This window comes from Marinobacter alkaliphilus, from assembly GCF_055394375.1.
In genome coordinates this window covers 90,218-115,780 of sequence record NZ_AP043751.1, presented here as the reverse complement: position 1 = coordinate 115,780, position 25,563 = coordinate 90,218, and the positions used below count along the sequence as shown (strand labels likewise).

Here is a 25,563-nt window from a genome sequence, read left to right as displayed (position 1 = left end):
TCATGGGTGAATTTGAGCTGATCCGTCGCTTCTTTATGCCCCTGGCCAACAAGGCCATGACAGATCAGCTTGTGCTCGGCCCCGGGGATGATTGCGCTATCCAGCGTGTTCCCGAGGGTCGGGACCTGGTCTTCTCCGTCGATACATTGGTTGAAGGCGTTCATTTCCCTGAAAACTATTCTCCTTACTACCTGGGATGGCGAGCGCTGGCCGTAGCCACCAGCGATTTGGCTGCCATGGGCGCGACCCCCGTCTGCTTTACCCTTGCGCTGACCATGCCTGAGGCGCAGCCAGAATGGTTGGCCGATTTTGCCCACGGGCTTGCCAAGGCCAGCGATGCATTTGGAATTGCGCTGGCCGGTGGCGATACCACCCGGGGCCCGTTGGCGGTTTCCGTCCAGGTACACGGGACGGTGGCACAAGGCTCCGCTATCCGGCGCTCCGGCGCCCGCCCGGGCGATCTTATCTGCGTCTCCGGGCCCCTGGGCGCAGCAGGCGCCGCACTTGATTTTCTGGGGGCCACTCATCCCGGTGCAGACCAGCAGGCCGTTCTGGCGCGTTATCACTTTCCAGAACCTAGGTTCGTGCTGGGGCAACAGCTGATTGGCAAGGCCTCGGCGGCGATCGATATCTCTGACGGGTTGCTGGCGGATCTTGACCACATCCTCGAACAGTCAGGTGTGGGCGCTGAGCTGGACGCCAAAAACATTCCAATGTTGCCGGCGTTGCACCGACTCAAAGGAGATGCTGCGCTCAGTCTGGCGTTGACCGCAGGCGACGACTACGAACTGTGCGTGACCATCGCGCCTGATCAGTACGCGGCACTGGCACCCGAGGTGCAAGGTGCGTTGATCATTATTGGGTGTATTCAGCAGGAGTTAGGGCTGCGCATGAGAGGCGCGGAGATGACGGAAGCCCCCGTTGGATTCGACCATTTTGGGAGATCGGTTTGAAGGACGAAGATCTGATGCAAGAACCAGAAAGCCCGGCGGCCTTGCTGCCGCCCGGCTTTCTGCGAAACCCGGTGCATTTTCTGGCCTTTGGCCTGGGCAGTGGCACCATGCCAAAGGCGCCCGGCACCTGGGGGAGTCTGGCGGCGATACCGGTATGGTACACTTTCGCCTGGTTGCCGCCGGTTGCCTATTGGCTGGTGGTGCTGGCAGCTTTCCTGGTGGGCATCTGGTTGTGTGGGAAAACCGCAGACGCGCTAAAGGTGCATGACCATGGCGGTATCGTCTGGGACGAGTTTGTGGGTATGTGGATCGCGCTTGGCCTGTTCCCAGACCAGATCTACGGCGTATTGATGGCGTTTCTGCTGTTCCGGCTGTTCGATGTGGTCAAACCTTGGCCCATCAGTTGGCTGGATGCCCGGATGCCGGGTGGCCTTGGGATTATGGTGGATGACGTGGTGGCCGGCATGATGGCGCTGGTGTGCTTGTGGGGTATTGATGTCTGGATAATGCCCTTCATTGTCTGAAGGGCATTATCCGACGGGTGAGCCAGCCGGAGCTTCCGTTCGGCCAGGTTTAGTGGAGTTGCTGTTCTTCCGGTAGCATCCTGACCACGTGCAGAAATCGTTTGAGGCCGATCTCAGCACGCTCCCGGGACGCAAAGGGACCGCTGTCAAAGCCTTCCCGGGTGGTGAAATACCATTTGCTGCCTACACAGAAAAAACGACTGCTGCGAAAGGGGGCCGGGCCTTGTTCCCCGGTCCTGCGCTGAGTGTCCATGGTTGCTCCTGAGCCCGCTTATTCTTTTCTTCTCGGGCAACGCGTTTTGTTTGCCGACCTGATTAAAATTAATCCAATTGCGGCTTAATTCAACATTTTTTTACATTCTTGTGATGGGCGTTGCATGGGCTCGGTAAGAATCTCCGGTGCTTGGCGCCCGCATATCAAAGCTTTGCTTGCTCCCCACGGCCTCGATGGTCAGAATGCGAGAGCGTGTGATCCCGTCATGGCCGCCCAGGCCTCTCAAGGAAAAGGAGATGAAATGAGTATGTGTTACGTTTTCAGGGTTTTCAAGCTGGTTGCCCTGATGCTGAGCGTTACCCTGGTTGGTTGTGCGTCATCACTGACGCGAGTGGATGCCTGGCAGGGCGACCCCGAGGGCGCAGCGAATCCGGCCGTGTTGAAAGCCCCGGGTGAAATTCAGGTGGCTGCCATCAATGGCAGAAGCATGACCCGCTTCATGCTGGATGACTTGGCGTTGGATTATGGCTTACTGCCTGGTGAAACCGAGGTAGTCTTTACCTACAAGACCATCTGGGCCAGAACCGGGGTAGTTCGAGATGGCGAATCCAAGGTGCATACCGTTGAAAGCGAGCAGCAAGTTGTGCGCTTCGATGCCCAGTCGGGGGCAGAGTATCGCTTCCGTTTTGACAAGCCGTCGTCTCGGCAGCAGGCAGAAGCCATGATGGCAGACTTCTCTGTGGCTATTATCGATAGTAACGGAACGCTGGTTGCTGAATCCAGCAAATGGGATGGGGCGTCACAGGCCAGCGCTCCGCGCACACCTTTGGCTGCATCTGGCGGTAGTACCGGCAGCGAATCTGGCTCGACTACGCTGGAGCGCCTGAAAGCGCTGTGGGAAGACGCTACCGAGGAAGAAAAGCGAACCTTCCTGCGCTGGGCGTTTGAGTAATACTGGCCTCGGGTCGGGCGTTGGTGCCCGGCCCGGGCTATCGGCGAAACCGCTGAAGCCCGCCTTTTATCATGGTTTCAAGAGCTCCTAATACTTCATCCGTCAGGTTCTGGCCATTGCCATGCGGAGTCTCCAGCCCTTGATCGGGGCCGAGGTCATGCAGACATTCCTCGATACCCGTCAGGCTACCCTCAATCAAATCTTTCAGACTGTCTCCATCGGGAACCACATCCGGGCACAGGGTAAAGTTCAGTGTCAGTTGTCCCTGATAGCTTACAGCGACAATGACCAGCCCAAGGCTGTCGAACAGTGGGGCCGTGTTGTATTGCCGGATCAGTCGCGCGCCTTGAAGGAACAACGGAACTTGTGGTCCGGGTACATTGGTGATCGGCAAGTTAAATAGCGGGTGATAACGCTGCGCTACCTGCAGCTCGGAATACAGCCGGGCAGACAGCGCCAACAGGGTGGAAGGTAATAATTCAGTCAGCCGGTCGGCAGCAATAGCTTCGCGGTAGGGTTCTGACTCTACCGCGTTCTGATGGATCCGCCGGATACGAGCCGCGGGATTGGGTTCGTTGGTGGCAAGATCCAGCAGCATCGCAGACATCTGGTTGCCGGTGGCCTTTCGCAGGCTGCTGGAGCGCACGGAAATCGGTGTCATTGCCACCAGTGATTTGTCTGTGTCGCCCCCCTGTTGCTCGAGGTAACGGCGCAGGGTCTCCGCGCATAATCCGAGCACAACGTCGTTCAGGGTGACATCCCCGAGGCTTGCCTTGATCGCTTTGAGTCGGGATAGACTGACACTGGCGGACACAATGCGTCGGTTGGCGGTAATCTGCCGGTTAAACGGGCTGTGGGGAGCGGTGAACAGGGGGAAGGGTACCGGCAGCTTCTGCAGCTGTTTCTTGATCAGGCCCCGGGCGGTGGCTTCTGCCGCGTTGTAAGCGAGTGAAGCAACCTGCATAGGAGTCTTGAGCATATTAGCGCCGGCCTGAAGAAAGACGCGCTCTTCGGATGGCTCTGGTCGTGCCAGCCATGGGCGTGGCGGTGCAATGGGACGGGGCTCCGGCGTATATTCCAGTAACTTGCCCATGATTTCCTCGCCACTGAAGGCATCAATGGCGGCATGGTGCAGTTTGACGATCAGCGCAAATCCTTGTTTATCGCCTTCCGGGTCGTCAATGCGAAAGCCGTCGACAAATGTGATGTGCCAAAGGGGCCGGTCACGTTTGAGCGGCTCTTCCATGATTTTTGACGCCAAAGACATCAGACTTGCCTGTTTACCGTGCTCGCCCAGGTTAACGTAGGCGAGGTGCCGCTCAATGCTGAAGCTGGGGTCATCAATCCAGTACGGGCGCCCGAGGCGCAGGGGGATTTCCTTGAGCTTTTGCCGAAACAGGGGCACCACGTGCAGGCGGCTGCGCAGGTAGGACACAAACGTGCTGAATGCCAGGGGATCGCTCAGGCCGCTGGCGTCGAACAGGTACACACCGCCAATGTGCATGGGGGTGGTTTCTGACTCCAGGTACAGAAACGAGGCATCCAGTTCCGACAGCTGACGCATCCAGCGCACTCCCTTGTGTGTCACGGTTAAGGTTGCGGGCCTTGGAGTATAGCCCATGGCATGATCGGGCCTATTGGCCCCTGTGCCCCGATTTTATTCCGGTTGAAGCCATTTGTGGATGGTCTCATCGTTGCTGAGTCTGTCCCAGAACCACATCAGTGCCTTGCCTTTGTCTTCGCTGTGGCGGGCCAGATGTACGCTGATGGCGGCGCGGGGTTCACTCGTCTCTTTGGCAATAAGCGAGCCCCGGGCAAGCTGTTCCCGGATTCGCGGGTAGGGGAGCCAGCCAACGCCCAGGCCTGCCTCCTGGGCCAGAATTTTTTGGTCAATGTTGCTGACGGTGAGGGTTCTCTGGAGCCGGAATATTCCCGCATGGCCGGGTGGCAGCGAGCGCGACGTATCCGCCGCTACCGCTGCAGGATACTGTGCAATATCCGCTTCGGCCAGCGGGCCGGTCTCACTGGCGAGAGGGTGTTCTGCGCCTACGGCAAACACAAACGGTACCTCCCCCAGTGATTTGGTGGCGAAAGCTCCGGCAGGTTTGCTCAGCAGGTCAGCCCCGACAACCATATCAACGCGACGGCTTTGCAGGGCATCCCAGGCACCGGCGAAGACTTCTTCGATAATCTGCACATCAACCGGAACCCCAAGCTGATGGAAATCCTGAATGGCCGGAAACAGGCATTCAGCCGGCAGCAGCGAGTTAAAGCCAATACGCAGCCGGGTTTCCCAGCCCTGGGCCACCTGCCGCGTGGTATGGGCAAGGTTCTCAGCGGCTTCCAGCAGTGAACGCCCCTCCTCAAGCAGATACCGCCCGGCCGAGGTCAACACAGCCTTATGACCGCTGCGGTCAAAGATACTGACGTTCAGATCCTCTTCGAGCTTCTGAACCGTGTAACTGATGGCGGATGGCACCCGGAACAGCTCCGAGGCAGCCCCGGCAAAACTGCCCTTGCGGTCAATGGCGTCCAGCACTTTGAGTGCGTCAATCGTAATGGCTGTATGCATGTTCGAATAATCTGAAAGTGTTTGCCAGAAATGCTTGCTATCAGCCTACCAGCCCACCCGGTAACCTGTCTCCAATATTTGTAAACGGGGTCAGACCCCTGTGAATTTGTGTGGACAAATAAATTGGGGTCAGACCCCTGTTGATAAGTCTACAGTTATGCACAGGGGTCTGACCCCAGGGGAGGTTTTATGGGTTTGTTGGTTGATGGTCAGTGGCACGACGAGTGGTATGACACGGACAAGACCGGAGGCAAGTTTGAGCGTGAAGCGGCTCGGTTTCGCAACTGGGTAACGGTTGATGGCTCGCCCGGTCCGGCGGGGGAGGGCGGCTTTGCGGCCGAGAGCGGGCGCTACCACCTGTATGTGTCTATGGCCTGCCCCTGGGCGCACCGGACATTGATATTCCGGAAGCTGAAGGGTTTGGAGCGTCACATTTCGGTGTCGGTTGTGCATCCGGACATGGTGGAGAATGGCTGGGAGTTTCGGGAGGATGATCCGGCTCACCAGGATCATCTGTATCAATCCCAGTTTATGCATCAGATCTACACTCGGGCCGCGCCAGATTATTCCGGTCGGGTCACCGTACCGGTGTTATGGGATAAGCGGCAGGAAACCATTGTCAGCAATGAGTCTGCCGATATCATCCGGATGTTCAATTCCGCGTTTAACGGCCTGGAAGGCGTGAAGTCCGGTCTGGATCTATACCCGGAGCAGCTGCGCGAGCAGGTAGATTCGGTGAACGAGCGGGTTTATGACACCGTTAACAATGGTGTTTACAAGGCCGGCTTCGCGACTGCACAGGACAAATACGAAGAAGCCTACAGCGCGCTGTTTGATTCTCTGGACTGGCTTGAGCAGATCCTGGCGGGGAAGCGCTATCTGACCGGCAGCCAGCTTACCGAGGCGGACTGGCGCCTGTTCACCACGTTGATTCGGTTTGATGCCGTGTATTACAGCCATTTCAAATGTAATCGCCGGCAGATCCGGGATTATCCGAACCTGTCGGGTTATGTGCGGGAGCTGTACCAGGTGCCCGGAGTGGCCGAGACGGTGGATATCCGGCAGATCAAGCAGCATTACTATGTCAGCCAGCGCACCATCAACCCGACACAGGTGGTGCCGGTTGGGCCAGATCTGGACTTCGATGCTCCCCATGGCCGCGAGCAGGTTGGCTAAGGCAGTAGAACGGGCGGCGCCTGATGGGTTGCCGCCCGGCTTGATGCTCAGCTGACTCGGGCTACCGCCACTTCAGTCAGCAACTCCAAGGCCTTCCGGTGCTCAGACTTCGGCAGGCAGGTGAGCAGGTCGCAGGCAATCTGTGCCTGCTCTTTTGCCTTGGCCATGGTGTATTCAATGGCGCCGGAGGATTTGACGATCTCCAATACCTTCGGCAGGTCGTCCAGCCCGCCTTTGCGGATGGCCTGACGAATCAGCTGCCGCTCTTCATCGCTGCCGTTGGCCATGGCATAAATCAGGGGCAGGGTGGTTTTCCCCTCGGCCAGGTCGTCGCCCACGTTTTTGCCCATGGCTTCGGCATCGCCCAGATAATCGAGAACGTCGTCCACCAGCTGGAACGCCAGGCCTAGATGCTTGCCATAGTCTTTCAGTGCAGTTTCCTGCTTGTCATCGGCGCCCGCCAGCAGCGCGCCGGTGTGGGAGGAGGCCTCGAACAGCATGGCAGTCTTGTTGTGGATGACCACCATGTACTGCTCTTCGGTAAGATCCGGGTTTTTCACGTTCATCAGCTGCATTACTTCGCCTTCGGCAATCACCGCCGTGGCGTGGGACAGAACGTTCATGATCGGCAGGCTTTCCAGTTCCACCATCATCTCGAAGGCCCGGGCGTAGAGGAAATCACCTACCAACACACTGGGAGCATTGCCCCATTTTGCGTTGGCGGTGCTGCGGCCCCGACGCATGTCAGAGGTATCGACAACATCGTCGTGGAGCAGGGTGGCGGTGTGCAGGAACTCAATGACGACAGCCAGTTTCAGGTGTTCGCTTTCGCTGTAGCCGGCAGCCCGACTGGATAGCAGTACCAGCAGCGGCCTCAGGCGTTTGCCGCCGCTTTCAATGATGTATTGAGCGATCTTCTCAACCATTGGGACGTCAGAGGCAAGCCGCTGGATTATCAGGTCATTGACGCGGCTGAAGTCTTCCGCCACGGTGTCATGGATGCGCTGGGCTGTCATCGGGCTGGTACGTCCCTTGCTGGTGTTTTCGTTGAGTTTTCGGGCAGGACGCGGCAATGCTAGGTATTGCTGCCTACAGTGTCAACTTGCCCGGGAATCTCACTTGTATTGCCCGGCGGCTTTTCGTACAATCACGCGCCCAACTCATCCCAACCTGCGCTCCCTGCAATAGGGTCGCCAGAGCGCCTCCCTTAGAACCAGGTGGATAAGAGCAGGGATGGGTCAATCGCGGAGACTATGAATGTACGCAGTTATTGTTAGCGGTGGTAAGCAGCACCGTGTAAAAGAAGGCGAAACTCTGAAGCTGGAGAAGCTGGAAGTTGAAACCGGCGGCTCTGTTGAGTTCGATCGTGTTCTTCTGGTTGCCAACGGCGACGACGTAAAAGTCGGTGCCCCGGTAGTTGATGGTGCAAAGGTGACCGCTGAAGTGGTTAGCCACGGTCGTCACGACAAGATCAACATCATCAAGTTCCGTCGTCGTAAGCACCACATGAAGCGTCAGGGCCACCGTCAGTGGTTTACTGAAGTCAAGATCACGGGTATCCAGGGCTAAGCCCTCGAATAACCCCTTAATTAAGGAGGCTGGTAATGGCTCATAAAAAGGCAGCAGGTAGTACCCGTAACGGTCGCGATTCCGAGTCGAAACGACTTGGTGTCAAGCGCTACGGCGGTGAGACTGTCACTGCAGGCAGCATCATCATTCGTCAGCGTGGCACCCGTTTCCACGCCGGCAGCAACGTAGGCATTGGCAAGGACCACACCCTGTTCGCGAAAGCGGAAGGTCAGGTGAAGTTCGAGACCAAAGGCCCGCAGAACCGCAAGTTCGTGAGCATCGTTCCGGCTGCGTAAGCAGCGGCGATCCGGTTCTGTCGAACCTTGGGTGAGCCTGATATGCTGATCTGATCAGCCCTCAGGTGAATCCGGAGCCCCGCAAAGCTTCCATGAGGCTGCGGGGCTTTTTAGTTTATGCAAAGGCATCAGGCGTATGAAATTTGTAGACGAAGCCACCATCATTGTTGAAGCCGGTAAAGGCGGCCACGGCTGCCTGAGTTTCCGGCGGGAAAAGTATGTACCCAAGGGTGGTCCCGACGGCGGTGACGGCGGGGATGGCGGCTCTGTCTACCTGGAAGCAGACAGCGCTCTGAACACGCTGATCGATTACCGCTTCCAGCGCAAACACAAGGCCCAGAATGGCGAGCCGGGTGCTGGGCGTAACTGCACGGGTAACAAGGGTGAAGATCTGGTGCTGCCGGTACCGGTAGGCACCACCGTTGTGGATATGGATACCCATGAAGTGCTGGGCGACCTCACCAAGGAAGGCCAGCGCCTGAAGGTGGCCCAAGGTGGTTTTCATGGCCTGGGGAATACCCGTTTCAAGTCATCGGTCAATCGTGCCCCGCGACAGACCAGTAAAGGCTCGGAAGGTGAGACCCGTAATTTGCGCCTGGAGCTGAAGGTTCTTGCGGATGTCGGTTTGCTGGGCATGCCCAATGCCGGCAAATCTACTTTCATTCGGTCGGTATCTGCGGCAAAGCCGAAGGTGGCTGACTACCCGTTTACCACGCTGGTACCCAATCTTGGTGTGGTTAGTGTTCAGGCTCACCAGAGCTTTGTCATTGCCGACATTCCGGGGTTGATCGAAGGCGCTGCCGAGGGCGCAGGGCTGGGTATCCGCTTCCTTAAACATCTGGTGCGTACCCGCTTGTTGCTGCACTTGGTGGATGTGGCGCCTTACGATGGTTCATCCCCCGTTGAGGCGGTAAAGGCCATTGCTCACGAGTTGGAGAAGTTTAGCGAAACCCTGGCCAGCCGCCCCCGTTGGCTGGTGCTGAACAAGGTCGATATGGTGCCAGAAGAAGATCGTGAAGCCCATTGCCGGGCCATCGTGGATGAGCTGGGTTGGGAAGGTCCGGTATTCCGCATCTCGGCATTGAGTGGTGAAGGTACCAAGCCGTTGGTTCAGGCGGTGATGCGCTGGATTGAAGAGCAGGCGGAGCAGGAAGCCGAGAACCCGGAAGTTGCCGAGCAGGAGGCCGCTCGTCGCCGCCGGATGGACGAAGAGGCGCGCGCCAGAATTGAAGCTGATCGACAGGCTCGCCGGGCTGCGCGAGAAGCCGATGACGATGATGACTTTGATGATGACGATTACGACGTCGAAGTCGTCTACGCCCCTGAGTAAACCGCAACCCCAAGGGACAGAATCACAATCATGAGTGAACGCCTCCAGCTCCGAAAGGCTCGACGTCTGGTTATCAAAATTGGTAGTGCCTTGCTTACCGATGATGGCAAGGGGTTGGATGTCGCGGCCCTCGGGTTGTGGGTAGACCAGATTGCGGAGCTGATTGCCGAAGGCGTGGAAGTGGTGGTGGTGTCCTCGGGTTCGGTGGCTGAAGGCATGAGTCGACTGGGCTGGAGCTCGCGGCCCCAGCATTTGCACGAGTTGCAGGCCGCTGCGGCAGTTGGTCAAATGGGCCTGGTGCAAACCTGGGAGGCGCAGTTCAAGCGCCATGATATTCACACCGCCCAGATCCTGCTCACCCACGATGACCTCTCGGATCGCAAGCGTTACCTGAACGGTCGTAGCACGTTGCGCACACTTCTGGATTACGGTGTGGTGCCCATCGTCAATGAAAACGATACGGTGGTGACCGATGAGATTCGTTTTGGCGACAACGATACGCTTGGGGCGCTGGTTGCCAACCTGATCGAAGCTGATGGTCTGATCATCCTGACCGACCAGCTGGGGTTGTTTAACAAGGACCCCCGTAAGCACCAGGACGCCGAGCTGGTTACCGAGCGTAGAGCCGAGGATCGTGATTTGGATGCGATGGCCGGCGGTGGCGCCGGGGCGCTCGGCCGTGGCGGTATGCTGACCAAACTTCGGGCCGCCCGGTTGGCCGCCCGTTCCGGAGCTTTCACAGTGATTGTCGGTGGGCGTATTGAGCATGCGATTTCTCGCCTGCGCCAGGGAGATGTGATTGGCACGTTGTTGCTTCCAGAGCAGGGCAGAATGGCGGCTCGCAAACAGTGGATTGCCAGCCATCTGCAAACCCGGGGTAAGTTGACGCTGGATGATGGTGCGGTAAAGGTGTTGCGCCAGGGCGGCCGCAGTTTGTTGCCGGTAGGCGTAAAGGCCATCGCCGGCCAGTTCCGGCGGGGCGAGATGGTGTCTTGTGTTGATCTGAATGGTAAAGAGATTGCCCGTGGGCTGGTCAATTACGATGCGGACGAAGCCAGGGCGATTGCCGGTCGCTCAAGTGATCGCATTGCCGATGTGCTGGGTTATGTCTCCGACGAAGAGATGATTCATCGGGATAATCTGGTTGTGGTCTGAGTTGTTCGTATAACGGGTAAAATTCAGGCACAAAAAAACCGGCACGAAGCCGGTTTTTTATGAGCGCAAGATTCAGGCAGCTTTCAGGGCCTTGATCTTGGCGTTCAGGCGGCTCTTATGACGAGCAACCTTGTTCTTGGCGAAGATGCCTTTGTTGACCATGCTGTCCAGAATCGGCTGAGCGGTCTTCAGGGCTTCTTGAGCGCCTTCGTAGCTGCCGGCTTTGATCTGGGCGTCTACTTTCTTCATGTAAGTACGTGCCATGGAACGCAGGCTGGCGTTGTGCTTGCGGTTTTTCTCGTTCTGACGAGCGCGCTTCTTGGCTTGCGGGGAATTTGCCACCGTAAAACTCCTGAAATTCGTTGCTGTAACTACTGAATATGTTTACATCGCAGGCGCGCCAAAACCAGCGCGTCGGAATAAATGACGCGGAACTATGCCGCCGAAAGCCCCAAATGTCAAGGCCGGCGGCGCAGTAATCCCCGCGTTGAAAAGGCCTGTGATACACTCCCGCATCGCCTGCATGGGGCCTGAACTGGCTGTGGCTGGCACCTTGCGGATTACCGAAATGCCGTTCCGGCTTGAACTCTGGATTTCTGGACGCCCATAACCATGTCATCGGAACCTCAACCAATAGACTCTCAGCCCCCAGTTCAGGAGCCCCCAAAAGCGCCCGGCTTGCTGCGTTCATCCGGGGTGGTTGGCGTAATGACCATGCTATCGCGGGTGCTGGGGTTAGTGCGGGATATGGTGATTGCTCGCTATTTCGGGGCCGGTACCGCGGCGGATGCCTTCTTCGTGGCGTTCAAAATTCCCAACTTCCTGCGCCGCCTGTTTGCCGAAGGCGCCTTTTCCCAGGCCTTCGTGCCGGTGCTGTCGTCCTATCGGGAAAATCGTGACATCTCCGAGGTCAAACGCCTGGTGGATGCGGTGGCAGGTTCTCTTGGCCTGGTGCTGCTGGCGGTGACGCTGGTCGCCATGCTGGGTGCGCCGGTGCTGACCTCCATCTTTGCCCCGGGCTTTCTCAGTGATGACGTCAAGTTTGCCCTGGCCAGCGATATGCTGCGCATCACGTTTCCATACCTGCTGCTGATCTCTCTGACCGCGTTTGCTGGCGGTATCCTGAACAGTTATGACCGGTTTGCCATTCCCGCGTTTACCCCGGTATTACTGAATCTTGCCATGATTGGGTCGGCCATCTTCCTGGCTCCCCTGATGGATGAGCCGGTGATGGCGCTGGCCTGGGGCGTATTTATCGCCGGTGCCTTGCAGCTGTTTTTCCAGTTGCCGTTCCTGATGCGCCTGGGGCTGCTGCCCAGGCCGAGGGTGGACTACAAGCACGAAGGGGTCAGCCGGATTCTCAAGCTGATGGCGCCGGCATTGTTTGGCGTGTCGGTCAGCCAGATTAACCTGTTGCTGGATACCGTGCTGGCGTCGTTCCTGCAAACGGGTAGCGTATCCTGGCTTTATTACTCCGACCGGCTGGCGGAGCTGCCGTTGGGCGTATTCGGCATTGCCATTGCCACGGTGATTCTGCCCAGCCTGTCGCGCAAGCATGCGGCGGCGTCCAAAGATCAGTTTGCCGCTACCCTGGACTGGGCCGTGCGCGCGGTGCTGTTGATTGGTGTGCCGGCGGCGCTGGCACTGGCGCTGCTGGCGGAACCGCTGATTGCCACCCTGTTTCATTATGGTGAGGTGACCGATCGGGATGTGGTCATGTCGGCCCAGAGTCTCCGGGCATACTCCGCTGGTTTGCTGGCGTTCATGTTGATCAAGGTGCTGGCCCCCGGTTTTTTCTCCCGGGAAGACACCAAAACCCCAGTGAAAATTGGCGTAATTGCCATGGTTGCCAATATGGCCTTCAACCTGGCGTTGATTGTGCCCCTGGCTCATGCTGGCCTGGCGCTGGCGACTTCCATTTCGGCCTGGCTGAATGGCTACCTACTCTGGCGCGGATTGCGCAAAGAGGGCGTCTGGAAAAGCCAGCCGGGCTGGCCCAGGTTCCTGATTCAGTTGTTGGTGGCCAATGCCGCCCTGGCTGCGGTGGTGTTCTGGCTGAATGCTCCGGTGGCAGACTGGCTTGCCGCTAGTGGTCTGCAGCGGGCCATCGATATGGGGGTTCTGGTGGTTGCCGGGGTGGCGGCCTATTTTGTGGCTCTGGCCCTGGTAGGTGTGCGGGTTCGCCAGTTCCGCCAGAAGTAAGCAGCCTCAAGATTTCTACCGCACCCCAGCATGAGGTATAATCGCGCGTTTTCTCACCAGCGCATCTCGCTTCTCGGGCAGGTGCGCCACAAAGCCAGCTGGCAAGTTAAGGTTCGCAGTACATGCGTCTGATTCGAGGTCTGACCAATCTTAAGCGCCTGTCCGGGCAGGCGGATTCGCCGCTCGCCGATGGCTGTGTGGCGACCATTGGTAATTTCGACGGCGTGCACCTGGGCCACAAAACCATTATTGATCAGGTGAAACAGAAAGCTGCTGAGCTGGATGTGCCCTCGGTGGTGATGATTTTTGAGCCTCAGCCCCGGGAGTTTTTCCAGGGTGCTGACGCGCCACCACGACTCATGCCGTTCCGACAGAAATTTGAGGCGTTGTTGGCCGAGGGCGTGGATGTGGTGCTGTGCATCCGTTTCGACGAGCGATTCCGCAGCTATTCTGCCATGGGCTTTGTGGAAGATGTGCTGATCCAGGGCCTGGCGGTGCGCCATCTTGTGGTGGGCGATGACTTCCGTTTTGGCTGCGACCGGGCCGGGGACTTCAGATTGCTGGAGCAGGTGGGCCAGGAGCATGATTTTACTGTCGAAAACACCCGCACTGTGACGGTAGATGGCGAGCGGGTCAGCAGTACCCGCGTGCGCAATGCCCTGAATGTGAACGGCCTTGAGGAAGCGGAACGGCTGCTCGGGCACCCTTACCGCATTCACGGCCGGATTGTTTACGGGCGCCAGCTGGGGCGCCAGATCGGCGCCCCCACAGCCAACATTCTGCTGCATAAGATGCCGGCACTGCGTGGCGTGTACGTGGTGCGGGCCCGGCTGGAAACCGGTGAATGGTGCGATGGCGTAGCCAACATCGGCCTGCGCCCCACGGTCGACGGCAAGCGGCCGTCGCTGGAAGTGCACCTGTTCGACTTTGCTGGCACACTTTATGGCCAGCATCTGGAAGTGGTGTTCCGCCATGGCCTGCGGGACGAAGTGAAATTCGACTCTGTTGACGAACTGCGCCAACAGATTGCCCGGGATTTTGAGCATGCCCGGGCCTGGCTGGCGAATAAGCCCGTCACGCCGGAAACCTGATTCAACTGACCAACCAAAGAGTACGCACACAAACATGAGCGACTACAAGCATACCCTGAATCTGCCGGAAACCGCCTTCCCCATGCGCGGCAATCTGGCCAAGCGCGAGCCGGACATGCTCAAGCGCTGGCAGGACCTGGACGTCTACGGCAACCTGCGCAAACAACGCCAGGGCCGGGAAAAGTTCATCCTGCACGATGGCCCTCCCTACGCTAACGGCAGCATTCACATCGGGCATGCGGTCAACAAGATCCTGAAAGACATGATCGTGAAATCCCGCAGTTTCATGGGCTACGACGCACCCTACGTGCCGGGCTGGGATTGCCACGGTCTGCCTATCGAGCACAAGGTTGAGCAGGAAATTGGCAAGGCCGGCGTAAAGGTGGACTACAAAACCTTCCGCCAAGCCTGCCGGGATTACGCCACCAAACAGATCGAAGGCCAGAAGGCCGACTTTATCCGCCTGGGCGTGATGGGTGAGTGGGACAAGCCCTACCTGACCATGGACCCGAAAGTGGAAGCGGGCATTGTACGGGCGCTGGGCAAGATCGTGGCCAAGGGCCACCTGGTGCGTGGATTCAAGCCGGTTTACTGGAGTGTGGTTGGTCAGTCCGCACTGGCAGAAGCCGAAGTTGAATATCAGGACAAAACCTCTACCCAGATCGACGTGCGTTTCACCGCCGTCGACCAGGACGCCGTACTGAAAACCTTCGGAACCAGCGAAGGTGAGGGCGATGTCTCCCTGGTGATCTGGACCACGACTCCCTGGACGATCCCCGCCAACCAGGCGGTGTCCATCGGGGCAGACATTGAATACGCACTGGTACAGGTGAATGTGGGCCACGGCGCCGAGCGCATGATCCTGGCCACCGACATGGTGCCGGGCATCATGGCCCGCTGGGGTGTGGAAGACTACAAAGTGCTGGCCAACGTGGCCGGCTCCGCGCTGGAAAACCAGTTGCTGCACCATCCGGTGTACGACAAGCAGGTACCGGTATTACTGGGCGACCACGTTTCCCTGGACGCCGGTACCGGCGCCGTTCACACCGCGCCAGACCACGGTATGGAAGACTTTGAAGTGGGCAAGGCCTACGGCATTGGCACCCTCAACCTGGTGAAAGCCGACGGCACCTATACCGACGCGGCCGGCGAATTCGCTGGTGTGCACGTATACAAGGCTGATGAGCCGGTATGCGCCGCGCTGGAACGCGAAGGCAAGCTGGTACGTTCGGAGAAATTCCGCCACAGCTACCCGCACTGCTGGCGGACCAAAACCCCGCTGATCTATCGGGCCACGCCTCAATGGTTCATCAGCATGGACAAGCTCAACCTGCGCGCCGATGCCCTCGAAGCCATCAAAGGCATCCGCTGGGTACCGGCCTGGGGCCAGAACCGTATTGAAGCCATGTTCGAGCAAAGCCCGGACTGGTGTATCTCACGCCAGCGTACCTGGGGTGTACCGATCACCTTGTTTATCCACAAGGAGACCCAGGAACTGCATCCGAACACCCAGGAACTGATCGAGAAGGTAGCCCAAGCGGTGGAAGCCGGCGGCATCGACGCCTGGTACGACATTGACCAGAAGGAACTGCTGGGCGCAGATGCCGACCAGTACGAAAAAGTAATGGATACCCTGGATGTCTGGTTTGATTCCGGTGTCACCCACGACTCTGTTCTGAGAGTGCGGGAGGAACTGGGCCAGTTCCCGGCCGATCTGTACCTGGAAGGCTCTGACCAGCATCGTGGCTGGTTCCAGTCATCCCTGAAAACCTCCATCGCCATGAATGGCGTGGCCCCGTACAAGCAGGTGCTCACTCACGGCTTCACTGTGGACGCCAAGGGCTACAAGATGTCCAAGTCCATGGGTAACGTCATCGCACCACAGGAAGTGATGAATGAGCTGGGTGCGGACATTCTGCGCTTGTGGGTTTCCGCCACCGACTACAGCGGCGAGATGAGCGTCTCCAAGGACATCCTGCGCCAGACGGCAGACGGCTACCGCCGTATCCGTAACACCGCCCGCTTCCTGCTGAGCAACCTGACCGGGTTTGATCCGGAGCAGCACACGGTGGCGCCGGAAGACATGATCGCCCTGGACCGCTGGATGGTGGACCGTGCCCTGCAGCTGCAGAACGAACTGCACGAAGACTACGGCAACTACGCCTTCCTGCGGATTTACCAGAAGGTATACAACTTCTGTGAAGCCACCCTGGGCGGTTTCTACCTGGACATCATCAAAGACCGCCAGTACACCACCCAGGCTGACAGTCTGGCGCGGCGTTCCTGCCAGACGGCGCTCTATCATGTAGCCGAAGCCCTGGTGCGCTGGATTGCCCCGATCCTGAGCTTCACCGCCGATGAAATCTGGCAGCACCTGCCAGGCAAGCGCGGTGACACCGTGTTCTATGAAACATGGTATCAAGGCCTGACCGCTCTGCCGGAAGGCTTTGATCTGGGCCGGGACTACTGGCGCGAGATCTACGCGGTAAAAGAAGCCGTTAACAAATGCCTGGAAGAAGCCCGGGCCCGTGGCGAAATCAAAGGCTCTTTGAGTGCCGAAGTTACTTTGTACTGTGAAGGTAGCCTGGCTGAGCGCCTGAACCACCTGGGTGAAGAGCTGCGCTTTGTGCTGATTACCTCAGAAGCCACGGTCAAGCCGGTGAGCGACGCAGCGGGTGCAGAGCAAACCAACCTCGAAGGCCTGTTGGTGAAAGTCACTCCGGCCGCCCATGCCAAGTGCGAACGCTGCTGGCACCACCGCGAAGATGTGGGTGCCAGTGCGCAGCACAGCGACCTGTGCGGCCGCTGCGTCACCAACGTGGAAGGCCCGGGCGAAACCCGCGCCTACGCCTGATGGACGCTGTGATGACTGAAACCCGTGTGGGTAGTAAATTGAAATGGTTGTGGCTGGCGGTGCTGGTGATAGCCCTGGACCTGGGCACCAAAGCCCTCGCCACCGCCATGCTCACTTACGGCAACCCCGTACCGGTGATGCCCAGCTTCAACCTGACCCTGCTGCATAACACCGGCGCTGCTTTCAGCTTTCTGGCGGATGCCGCCGGCTGGCAGCGCTGGTTCTTCGTAACCCTGGCCATCGTGGTCAGCGTGGTACTGGTGGGCTGGCTCAGAAAACTCCAGAGCCACGAAACCTGGATGGCCATCGCCATCGTACTCATTCTCGGTGGCGCCCTTGGTAACGTCTACGACCGGGTAGTGCATGGCTACGTGGTAGATTTCCTGCATTTTTACTGGCAGGACTGGCACTTCCCGGCCTTCAACCTGGCCGACACCGCCATCACCATCGGTGCCGCCATGATGATACTCGACGCATTCCGCAAACCCGCTGACGACAGCGGCGATGCCAACCGGAGCAACTGATTCCCATGAAAGACCTACCTATCGACAAGGGAACCCGCGTAAAACTCCACTTCGCCCTCAAATTTGAGGATGGCGAAACCGTGGACTCCACCTTCGATAAAGAACCGGCCACCCTGGAAATCGGCGACGAAAACCTGCCGGAAAATTTCGAGGCTTACTTAATGGGCCTGAAAGCCGGCGATCACCAAACCTTCCAGGTGCCGCCGGAAAAAGCCTTCGGCCAGCACAATCCCAGCAACGTGCAGACCTTCAAACGCCACGAATTCAGCGCCGACATGGTACTGGAACCCGGCGTAGTGGTGTCTTTCGCCGACGCGCGCCAGCAGGAGCTGCCCGGTGTGATCAAACGGGTGGAAGGTGATCAGGTGGATGTGGACTTTAATCACCCGCTGGCAGGGCATACACTGAGCTTTGAAGTGAAGATCATTGATGTGGAGCCGGCTGGGCCTACGCATTGATGGCCAAGGCGCGGCCCTGAACAGCTAACTCGAATATAGCGGGATGCGGGGAGGAGCTTTCAGGGACTGTCTGCAGCAGGGATGCTGCAGTCAAGCGTACACGGACGTATTCACAGCGTGTCCCTGAAAGCACCTCCCCGCAGCACGCGGGCGACCAACTCCACCTGGCGGAAACTCGAAAGGCAAGATGATGCAAATCCGACTCGCTAACCCCCGTGGCTTCTGTGCCGGCGTAGACCGCGCCATAGAAATCGTAAACCGCGCCCTCGACGTATTCGGCGCCCCCATCTACGTACGCCACGAAGTCGTCCACAACAAATTCGTCGTCGACAACCTCCGCAGCCGCGGGGCCATCTTTGTTGACGAACTGCATGAAGTGCCAGACGACAAACTCGTGATCTTCAGCGCCCATGGCGTATCCCAGGCCGTACAGAACGAAGCCGCCCGCCGCGGCCTGAAAGTCTTCGACGCCACCTGCCCACTGGTCACCAAAGTCCACATGGAAGTCATGCGCTACAGCCGCGACGGCCGCGAGTGCATCCTCATCGGCCACCATGGCCACCCGGAAGTAGAAGGCACCATGGGCCAGTACGACCACTGCAACGGCGGCGACATCTACCTGGTGGAAGACGAAGCGGACGTTCAAAAGCTGGAAGTGAAAGACCCCAGCCGGCTCGCCTACGTCACCCAGACCACCCTCTCCATGGACGACACCGCCCGTGTCATCGACGCCCTGCGCGCCAAATTCCCGGACATCGAAGGCCCCCGCAAGGACGACATCTGCTACGCCACCCAGAACCGCCAGGATGCCGTCAAGCAGTTGGCCGGCGACTGCGACCTGATGCTGGTCGTTGGTTCCCCAAACAGCTCAAACTCCAACCGCCTGCGGGAACTGGCCGAACGCATGGGTACCCCCGCGTACTTGATTGATGAAGCTGCCCAGATTGATCCCCAATGGCTGGAAGGTAAGCAGGCCGTCGGTGTGACGGCGGGTGCGTCGGCACCGGAAGTGCTGGTGGCGGATGTGATTAGCCGGCTGAAGGAGCTAGGTGGGGAAGAGCCAGAGGAAGTGGCGGGCAGGGAGGAGAATATTGTGTTCTCTATGCCTAAGGAATTGCGGATCGATGCTATTAATGTGTGAGCTGCGTCAGATTACAAAAGACTGATTTCCGCTCGTCAGCCCTAAACCGCCATTTGTCGATGACATCTGGCGGTTTTTTTTTGCCACTTTATTCTGTAAACATGAAAAATTGTTCAGGGAGCTGGCTTATGCGCAGTATCAACGCGCAGCGAGGATTCACATTAATTGAGTTGTTGGTTGTGATCATATTAGTCGGCATAACTGCGGCGATCGCTGTGCCTAATTTCGGCCGGTTGATCGATTCCAGTCAGCGCTCGGCAGCCGCAAACGACATGTCTGGCTTGCTTAATTTTGCGCGATCAGAGGCGATTCGTCGTGGAAATCGGGTCGCGGTTTATGCAAGAGATACCAGCGATACAAGTGCGGGGTACGCTGTGTGTGTTCAGGCTGCCATAGCGGCCTGTAAAGCGGGCACGGCTGGTCCGGATCAGCTGTTAAGAACCACCAACTCTCTTTCTGGCAGCGTGTCCATAAGTCAGATTACGCCCTCCACAGCTGCCGATCTTATTTTTAGTGGTCGCGGTATGGCCAGTCAGCAGTTCGATTATCGCGTATGTGGTCAGTCTGGTACTGAAGCAGTTGATCTTGAAGTGAATGTCGGTGGTCAGGTTCGAATCAACAATAACACCAACATAAGCTGCCCTTAAGGAATGGATGTTGTGAAACGCAAAAATACCCAATTGCCGGTTAATGAACAGGGATTCTCCCTGATTGAGGTTTTGGTGGCCGTACTGGTTCTGGGGATCGGACTACTGGGAGCGGCAGCTCTGCAGTTGTTGTCTTTGCAGAATATCAGCAATGCCGAGCTTCGAACCCAGGCCACTTTGTTTGCTCAGGAACTGACCGAACTGGCCAGAACGACCAATACCCCGTCTGACTTCGCGCAATCCGGCGGCAGCACGGCTTCTTGCTCATCGCTGTCTGGACAGTTTCAAGTCTGGTGTGAAGCTATGTCACACACTATGCCCGGAGCGACGTTCGACTCTAGCTGGGATGGCACGACAAATGAATTTACGGTTCAGGTGCTCTGGCCAGAGCGCATCATGTATCCGGATGCAACGGCAACACCCGGTGCCGGTGAAGCCACATCAGACTACACATTAGTCACGAGGTTCCAGTGATGAAGGACTTGGGTAAACAGGCAGGTTTGACGCTCGTTGAGCTACTTATTGCGTCGGTGCTGGGCTTACTTTTGACACTGGGTGTGGCTCAACTCTTTGTTAGCGGGAGCGATACGTTCCGTTTGGCGGAGTCGATCGGGCGCATGCAGGAATCTGGTCGACTGGCTCAGGATATTTTAGGTAGAAGTGTTCGGAATGCGGATTACTGGGGATGTCTCAATTTTGCCGAGGTTGACAGCATTCTGGATGAAACCCACACAAATTATGACCCCGATTTGCATGACTTTTCCAGTCCAGAGGCTCTTCAGTTCGATATCGGTGACGGCACGCAAGCAGCTACGGGCACTGTCATGTTGCAGCTCAAGGGAGCGCGCAGCCCGGGGATCAGCATGACCGGTATGAACCCTTCGTCTGCTGTGGTTGATGTTTCAACGATACCCTCTGGCTTACTTGGAGCTGGCGGTGTCGTTCTACTGACTGACTGCACCAATGGAGTGGTTTTTCAGCTCTCAGGTGTAAATGAGACATCCTTGAAACTGCAGCATAACACTGGTGCATCTATCGTTCCCGGTAATATCAAGAGTGGTGGTGGTTGCCCTAATGGCAGTAGCTCGGCCAATTGCTTTCCTGATACCTATACCTCAGGAGACATTTTTGTGCCCTTCTCGGAGCGCTATTACATCCGGGAAGATAACGGACGACGTTCTTTGGTGTTCGATGGATTGGGGGGTAATGGAGTTGTTAACCAGCAGGACATAGTTTCGGATGTTATTGATATGCAGGTGCAAGTGGGTTCAGGCCCACAGGGAGACAACGTTATCAATAACTGGCAAGTCGTCAATGCCGCCAACCTGGCAACGATCAACGATACCTCGGTCACTTACGTGAAAGCGATACGCATCAGCCTTCTAGTGCGCAGCCAGGAGGATGGTGTGGCTGGGTCATTGCAGGATGTCTGTTATCCGGCCTGGTCAAATTGTACGGCTGGTAATAACTGGACGCCCGCCAACACGGCTGACCGCCACTATTATCGGGTTTACACGTCAACTTACAGCATTCGCAACCGTCTTTTGGATACATCGCCATGAGTCATTTGAAAACTTGGATGCCAGCTAATCGATTCCCGAAGCAGCAGCGCGGCGCGGCACTACTTGTAAGTCTGGTCATCTTGCTGGTTTTGACGGTGCTTGCTCTTTCGAGCATGCAGGGTACGTCCACCCAGGAACGGATGGTTTCGGCTCAGCGAGACGCTCAGATCGCCCTCGAGGGCGCAGAAGCGGCGCTGTTGGCAGCTGAAGCGGAGTTGAGCGGTGGTACGCTCCCCACATTTAGTGCCGGTGCCGGTCTTTACGATGAGAATACCGCCGCACCGACAGATTTACTGAACCCCCAAACCTGGGCTGCGCCGTCTGGAGGTGGAAATGGAAATGGCACAAGACAGGCTCCGATGCCTCAGCTAGACGGGGTGGATCTTCTGGCGGAGCCGCCGAGATATTTTATCAAGGAAACGCCTGCAACCGGCTCAACTACCAATAGTGGGTTTGGTCTGGGCACCGGAGGCGTGGCCGATGGGGTTCAGCAGTCGACATCGAACGGACGGGTTTTTCGGGTAGTCGCTTACAGCAGCGGGGCATCTGGCGAGGCTGGTCGAGCGGTTGAAGCCTACGTTATCCGAGCCCAATAAACATTGCGTGACAGATCACGTGGAGAGTAAATATGAACGTTAAAAATTTCTTTCGACAAGGCCTGAAGAGCAGTCTGGTCGCAATGTTTGTGGCTTGGCCAGCGATCGGCTGGTCGGCGACTGTCGCAGACCGTCCTCTGTTTATTGACGCTGCGGTTGATCACAATCTGATGTTTGTGATCGACGATTCAGGGAGTATGGATTACGAGGTCATTGCTCCCAGTGTTGGTGTGCAGGGAGACATAACCAATTACTATCTGTTCGATCCGGGTTACGACCGGCCCTATAAAGATGGTGATCGCCTGTATAATAGCTGGTACAGCTTTCAGAAGCGTTATTATTATCTTCGGTCTGGCACCTACAATCTGCAGTATTATGATCCAGGCGCAGAGTACAAACCGTGGCCGTCTGGCGCAAATAACACTTTTGCGGACGCAGATATCACAGACGCCAGAATGGATGCTGGTTTTGGTAGTCGATCTGAAAGCTACGACCTGACAGCGACGAATACGCTCGGCCTTGGATCAGATAATATTCCAGCGACCTTTTTTGTGGTTAACAAAACCGCAGAAGTTTTTGAAACTTCATCAGAATTCGAGGAGTGCTCCTCCGAATGGGAAGGGATTACAAGCGACGGATACTGTGGTAAACGGGTCTATGTTTGTACTCGGTATCGTGGCAACGGCAGTTGTCGTGAGGGTTACTGGGATCTTCAACTTGCCTCTAACCCTCAGCCTGTTATTGTCTCTGAAACGAAGCTTCTATCGTGCTCTTCAGTTGAGTCGAACCAATACAACGACTGGAGACAGGAAAACAAGACCTACCTTTTCAAGGATGCTTCCGGAAACGTTATCCCTTCACGAAAGATGGGGTTTGCCCCGGATGGAACCTGCATTCAGAGGCTCGAGTTGGTTGATGACACCAACGGTGCCAACAAAGCCGAGGTTTATGCCGCTTTGAATGGCACCGGTTCTGTGGATGACTTTTTCGCAGAACAACAGCAAAACTTCGCCAACTGGTTTTCGTATTATCGCCGTCGCCATCAGGTAATACGCGGCGCGGTCGCAGAGTCGGTAAAAAGCTTGGAAAATATGCGTCTGGGGATTTTCTGGATTAATGACAGCTCTCCAAGTGTAACTATGTACGACTCAGACTCGAGTGTGGGATCGTTCTTGGATGCCAACTACGGTCGATTTGTCGATGGTACATACACGGCGCTGGGCACCCCGAATCGGCAAGCCCTTGATCGCGCGGGTAAGTTGTTTGCTGACGAGAATGTTCGAGGGACACTCGAGTGCAGAAAGAACTTTGCACTTTTGTTTACCGATGGATACTCCTCGAATCCGGGCAGTAGCTGGAATTTCGGCAATGCCGATAAAGATGCGGATGCGCCATTTGCCAATAGCAAGTATTCCGGAACCCTTGGCGACGTAGCTTACTACTACAACCAGGGGTTGAGAACGGCAGCTGGAGCTATTCTTCCGGGTGGCGAAATGCGTGTGGATGCGGCCTGTGGAACAGGTGCAGAAAAGCCGTGGATGGATTGTAACCGGGACTTCCACATGAACACCTTCACTGTCGCTTTGGGAATGAAGGGGGATAAGTTTGCGGGGCGCGGCTATTCCAAGGTAATTGATGCCCACAACAATCCGCCCGATTGGGGCAGCACGAACATGAACAGCTTCGGTGGCGAGTCGCAGATTGATGACTTGTACCATGCGGCGGTTAACGGCAAAGGCGAATATTATGATGCCCAGTCAACAACAGAACTTGTGAAGGCTCTGGAAGCCGCAATTGATGATGTCCAGCAGCAACAGGGAAGCGGTTCGAACGTCAGCTTTAATACGACGTCGTTAAAAAGTGGTGGCTATATTTTCAGTGCTCAGTTTACCTCCCAGATCTGGACCGGAACGCTGAAAGCCGAGGCTATTGACAAGGATGGTGTTGTGTCTAGCGAAAAATGGGATGCAGCGACGATTCTGAATGCCAGAGATCTTTCAACCGACCCGCGCCTTATTCTGACCAACAATGGGAGTGGCGTTACCTTTGATTGGGCAAACCTGACCACCACCCAAAAAGCAGATCTTAAGGCGGGTGGCTCAGATGCACTGGGGCAAGCGCGTTTGTCTTTCATCAAGGGCAATAAGGTTACCAGCGCGGAGGGTGTAACCTTCCGGGATCGCAAGAGCCGCTTGGGCGCCATCATCAATTCGGCACCGGTGTATGTCGGTGAGCCTAACCGTATCTGGCCGGATAAAACGATGTTTGGCGCGACGCCATACAGTGCGTTCAAGACAAGCAAGAAGAGTCGCACGAAAGCGGTCTATGTTGGCGCGAACGATGGCATGTTGCATGGTTTTGATGCCGACACCGGCGAAGAGTTGTTGGCCTACATACCGGGTTTCCTGTACTCGACGAATGCAAACAAAGGTCTGAGTGCCCTGACTGATCCTAACCTGGATTTCCAGAGCTATGTGGATCTGCCGCTTAACACCTCTGATGTGTACGCTAAAGGTGCCTGGCGCTCTATTGTTATCGGTGGCTCGCGGGGCGCCACGCCGGGTATTTTCGCTCTGGACGTCACGGATCCATCCAGTTTCTCGGCGGCCAATGCCGGATCCACAGTTATGTGGGAATTCTCCGGTAACAACAACCTCGGTAATATGACGGAGGCTGTTCAGATTGCACTACTTAAGTGGGCAGACGGTGATTATCGATGGAGTGCCGTATTCAGTAATGGCTACGGCGCACCAAGCGGAAAGAACGGGCTGTTCGTGCTCGATATTGAAAACCCGGGTAACTATGAATTCATCGAGGTTGCAAATGGTGCCGGCCTGTCGGCGCCGCGTCTGGTTGATTTCATGGATGTGAATGGTGATCCGAATAGTGATGGTGTTGCCGATCGTGTCTATGCCGGCGATCTTGAGGGCCGTTTGTGGGCCATTGACCTCAGTGGTGGCAAAAATAGCTGGGGCGTTCTTTATAATGGGGACCCACTGTTTGTGGCTAAGGATAATCTGGGCAATGCACAGCCGATTACCGCGCAGCCTGATATTGCCCGGAATACCTACAAGAAAGACTTGAATGACCCCAACTTGTTGGTCTTCTTTGGTACCGGTAAGTATCTGGACGCATCAGATATCCCGGCTGCGGGAGCTACGTCGCAAACCCAGACATTCTATGGCATCAGCGATCGTGGAACGTCTGTTGATAGTAATGGCAACCCTTTAGCCAGAGATGACCTGGCCATTCGGACGTTTACCGGTGGTAGCATAATGGTTGATGGAGAACCGCGGCCGGTCCGCAAGACGGACGGTGCCGCCCTGGATTGGGCAACCAAATTCGGCTGGTATGTGGATTTACCAAGCTCTGGTGAGCGGCTTTCGGAGGCTCCTGTAGTGCGCGGTAATTACGTTGTCTTCGCATCCACCATTCCGGTGGGCGGTGATCCGTGTGGCGGCGGCGGAAGCTCCTTCCTGACGGCGCTCCAACTGGACGGATCAACAGATTCCAGCAAGTCGATCATCGATGTGAATAATGATGGCAAGCTCGACGGCGATGATCAGGGTTGGGCTGGAGTGTACTACGGAGATGGTATTATTACCGGCCTTTCGTTCATCGATAACTTGTTGATTGCCCCCGACACGGCCGCAAACAAAACACCGTTTTTGACTGACTTCGGCGCCGGTCTCAGTGGTACCCGGCGAGTAGGTTGGCATGAGCTCATTGACTAAAACAGGATCAACT

24 protein-coding genes are annotated in these 25,563 nt (G+C 56.9%); 19 read left to right on the top strand and 5 right to left on the bottom strand.

From position 1 onward, the window contains the following. The first annotated feature begins 2 nt into the window (after nucleotides 1–2). Nucleotides 3–953: a thiamine-phosphate kinase gene (gene thiL / locus ACZ5Q2_RS00560; RefSeq protein WP_058091281.1), complete on the top strand. Its 951-nt coding sequence runs from the start codon at nucleotides 3–5 to the stop codon at nucleotides 951–953. Between the two features lie 14 nt (nucleotides 954–967). Next, complete coding sequence (locus ACZ5Q2_RS00555; protein ID WP_058091320.1) at nucleotides 968–1,477, top strand: phosphatidylglycerophosphatase A family protein; 510 nt, start codon at nucleotides 968–970, stop codon at nucleotides 1,475–1,477. A 49-nt stretch (nucleotides 1,478–1,526) separates the two neighbouring features. On the opposite strand, the gene ACZ5Q2_RS00550 is transcribed toward ACZ5Q2_RS00555, so the two are convergent. After that, nucleotides 1,527–1,730: a DUF6316 family protein gene (locus tag ACZ5Q2_RS00550; protein WP_058091282.1), complete on the bottom strand. Its 204-nt coding sequence runs from the start codon at nucleotides 1,728–1,730 to the stop codon at nucleotides 1,527–1,529. A gap of 262 nt (nucleotides 1,731–1,992) precedes the next feature. Between ACZ5Q2_RS00550 and ACZ5Q2_RS00545 the strand changes: the two genes are divergently transcribed. Then, nucleotides 1,993–2,643 carry a DUF2057 family protein gene (locus ACZ5Q2_RS00545; protein WP_058091283.1) on the top strand — a complete coding sequence of 217 codons (651 nt, stop codon included), beginning with the start codon at nucleotides 1,993–1,995 and terminating at the stop codon, nucleotides 2,641–2,643. 37 nt (nucleotides 2,644–2,680) lie between these two features. Here the strand turns inward: ACZ5Q2_RS00545 and ACZ5Q2_RS00540 are convergent, their stop codons facing one another. Continuing rightward, a complete protein-coding gene (locus ACZ5Q2_RS00540; protein WP_432210540.1) occupies nucleotides 2,681–4,207 on the bottom strand; it encodes a WS/DGAT/MGAT family O-acyltransferase in 1,527 nt (508 codons plus the stop codon). 93 nt (nucleotides 4,208–4,300) lie between these two features. Further along, the gene (locus tag ACZ5Q2_RS00535; protein ID WP_061332369.1) at nucleotides 4,301–5,215 is read right to left on the bottom strand and encodes a LysR substrate-binding domain-containing protein; all 915 of its coding nucleotides are present in this window, start codon (nucleotides 5,213–5,215) and stop codon (nucleotides 4,301–4,303) included. A 189-nt stretch (nucleotides 5,216–5,404) separates the two neighbouring features. Here ACZ5Q2_RS00535 and ACZ5Q2_RS00530 point away from each other — a divergent pair, with 189 nt between their 5' ends. After that, nucleotides 5,405–6,391: a glutathione S-transferase family protein gene (locus ACZ5Q2_RS00530; RefSeq protein WP_061332368.1), complete on the top strand. Its 987-nt coding sequence runs from the start codon at nucleotides 5,405–5,407 to the stop codon at nucleotides 6,389–6,391. 47 nt (nucleotides 6,392–6,438) lie between these two features. Here ACZ5Q2_RS00530 and ACZ5Q2_RS00525 read toward each other — a convergent pair whose 3' ends face one another. Next, a complete protein-coding gene (locus ACZ5Q2_RS00525; protein WP_061332367.1) occupies nucleotides 6,439–7,407 on the bottom strand; it encodes a polyprenyl synthetase family protein in 969 nt (322 codons plus the stop codon). A gap of 241 nt (nucleotides 7,408–7,648) precedes the next feature. On the opposite strand from ACZ5Q2_RS00525, the gene rplU reads away from it, so the two are divergent. From rplU to proB, 4 genes are all read left to right on the top strand, one after another. Further along, nucleotides 7,649–7,960, top strand: a complete 312-nt coding sequence (gene rplU / locus ACZ5Q2_RS00520; protein ID WP_061332366.1) for a 50S ribosomal protein L21 — start codon at nucleotides 7,649–7,651, stop codon at nucleotides 7,958–7,960. 35 nt (nucleotides 7,961–7,995) lie between these two features. After that, complete coding sequence (gene rpmA / locus ACZ5Q2_RS00515; protein WP_022987754.1) at nucleotides 7,996–8,256, top strand: 50S ribosomal protein L27; 261 nt, start codon at nucleotides 7,996–7,998, stop codon at nucleotides 8,254–8,256. 136 nt (nucleotides 8,257–8,392) lie between these two features. Next, the gene (gene cgtA / locus ACZ5Q2_RS00510; protein WP_061332365.1) at nucleotides 8,393–9,586 is read left to right on the top strand and encodes an Obg family GTPase CgtA; all 1,194 of its coding nucleotides are present in this window, start codon (nucleotides 8,393–8,395) and stop codon (nucleotides 9,584–9,586) included. 30 nt (nucleotides 9,587–9,616) lie between these two features. Then, nucleotides 9,617–10,741 carry a glutamate 5-kinase gene (gene proB / locus ACZ5Q2_RS00505; protein WP_106693196.1) on the top strand — a complete coding sequence of 375 codons (1,125 nt, stop codon included), beginning with the start codon at nucleotides 9,617–9,619 and terminating at the stop codon, nucleotides 10,739–10,741. 72 nt (nucleotides 10,742–10,813) lie between these two features. Here the strand turns inward: proB and rpsT are convergent, their stop codons facing one another. Next, nucleotides 10,814–11,083: a 30S ribosomal protein S20 gene (gene rpsT / locus ACZ5Q2_RS00500; RefSeq protein WP_058091292.1), complete on the bottom strand. Its 270-nt coding sequence runs from the start codon at nucleotides 11,081–11,083 to the stop codon at nucleotides 10,814–10,816. 270 nt (nucleotides 11,084–11,353) lie between these two features. On the opposite strand from rpsT, the gene murJ reads away from it, so the two are divergent. The 11 genes from murJ (at nucleotide 11,354) to ACZ5Q2_RS00445 (ending at nucleotide 25,550) form a co-directional block, all read left to right on the top strand. Further along, nucleotides 11,354–12,943, top strand: a complete 1,590-nt coding sequence (murJ, locus tag ACZ5Q2_RS00495; protein WP_432210541.1) for a murein biosynthesis integral membrane protein MurJ — start codon at nucleotides 11,354–11,356, stop codon at nucleotides 12,941–12,943. Nucleotides 12,944–13,065: 122 nt separating this feature from the next. Beyond that, nucleotides 13,066–14,034, top strand: coding sequence for a bifunctional riboflavin kinase/FAD synthetase (ribF, locus tag ACZ5Q2_RS00490; protein WP_432210542.1), 969 nt, complete (start codon nucleotides 13,066–13,068; stop codon nucleotides 14,032–14,034). Between the two features lie 34 nt (nucleotides 14,035–14,068). Continuing rightward, entirely contained in the window at nucleotides 14,069–16,888 is a 2,820-nt protein-coding gene (ileS, locus tag ACZ5Q2_RS00485; protein WP_432210543.1) for an isoleucine--tRNA ligase, read from the top strand. Continuing rightward, complete coding sequence (gene lspA / locus ACZ5Q2_RS00480) at nucleotides 16,888–17,412, top strand: signal peptidase II (RefSeq protein ID WP_061332361.1); 525 nt, start codon at nucleotides 16,888–16,890, stop codon at nucleotides 17,410–17,412. Before ileS ends, lspA begins: the two co-directional genes overlap by 1 nt. Before the next feature lie 5 nt (nucleotides 17,413–17,417). Next, on the top strand, nucleotides 17,418–17,870 hold the full coding sequence (gene fkpB / locus ACZ5Q2_RS00475) for an FKBP-type peptidyl-prolyl cis-trans isomerase (RefSeq protein ID WP_106693201.1): 453 nt from the start codon (nucleotides 17,418–17,420) through the stop codon (nucleotides 17,868–17,870). A gap of 190 nt (nucleotides 17,871–18,060) precedes the next feature. Next, nucleotides 18,061–19,011 (top strand): 4-hydroxy-3-methylbut-2-enyl diphosphate reductase, encoded by a 951-nt coding sequence (gene ispH / locus ACZ5Q2_RS00470; RefSeq protein ID WP_432210695.1) that lies wholly within the window; start codon nucleotides 18,061–18,063, stop codon nucleotides 19,009–19,011. Nucleotides 19,012–19,139: 128 nt separating this feature from the next. Then, the gene (locus ACZ5Q2_RS00465) at nucleotides 19,140–19,658 is read left to right on the top strand and encodes a GspH/FimT family pseudopilin (RefSeq protein WP_058091299.1); all 519 of its coding nucleotides are present in this window, start codon (nucleotides 19,140–19,142) and stop codon (nucleotides 19,656–19,658) included. Between the two features lie 12 nt (nucleotides 19,659–19,670). Beyond that, nucleotides 19,671–20,132, top strand: coding sequence for a type IV pilus modification protein PilV (pilV, locus tag ACZ5Q2_RS00460; RefSeq protein WP_058091300.1), 462 nt, complete (start codon nucleotides 19,671–19,673; stop codon nucleotides 20,130–20,132). Beyond that, entirely contained in the window at nucleotides 20,132–21,220 is a 1,089-nt protein-coding gene (locus ACZ5Q2_RS00455; protein WP_432210696.1) for a PilW family protein, read from the top strand. Before pilV ends, ACZ5Q2_RS00455 begins: the two co-directional genes overlap by 1 nt. Then, nucleotides 21,217–21,816, top strand: a complete 600-nt coding sequence (locus ACZ5Q2_RS00450) for a PilX N-terminal domain-containing pilus assembly protein (protein WP_058091302.1) — start codon at nucleotides 21,217–21,219, stop codon at nucleotides 21,814–21,816. Before ACZ5Q2_RS00455 ends, ACZ5Q2_RS00450 begins: the two co-directional genes overlap by 4 nt. Before the next feature lie 32 nt (nucleotides 21,817–21,848). Further along, nucleotides 21,849–25,550 carry a pilus assembly protein gene (locus ACZ5Q2_RS00445; protein WP_432210544.1) on the top strand — a complete coding sequence of 1,234 codons (3,702 nt, stop codon included), beginning with the start codon at nucleotides 21,849–21,851 and terminating at the stop codon, nucleotides 25,548–25,550. The last annotated feature ends 13 nt before the right edge of the window (nucleotides 25,551–25,563 follow it).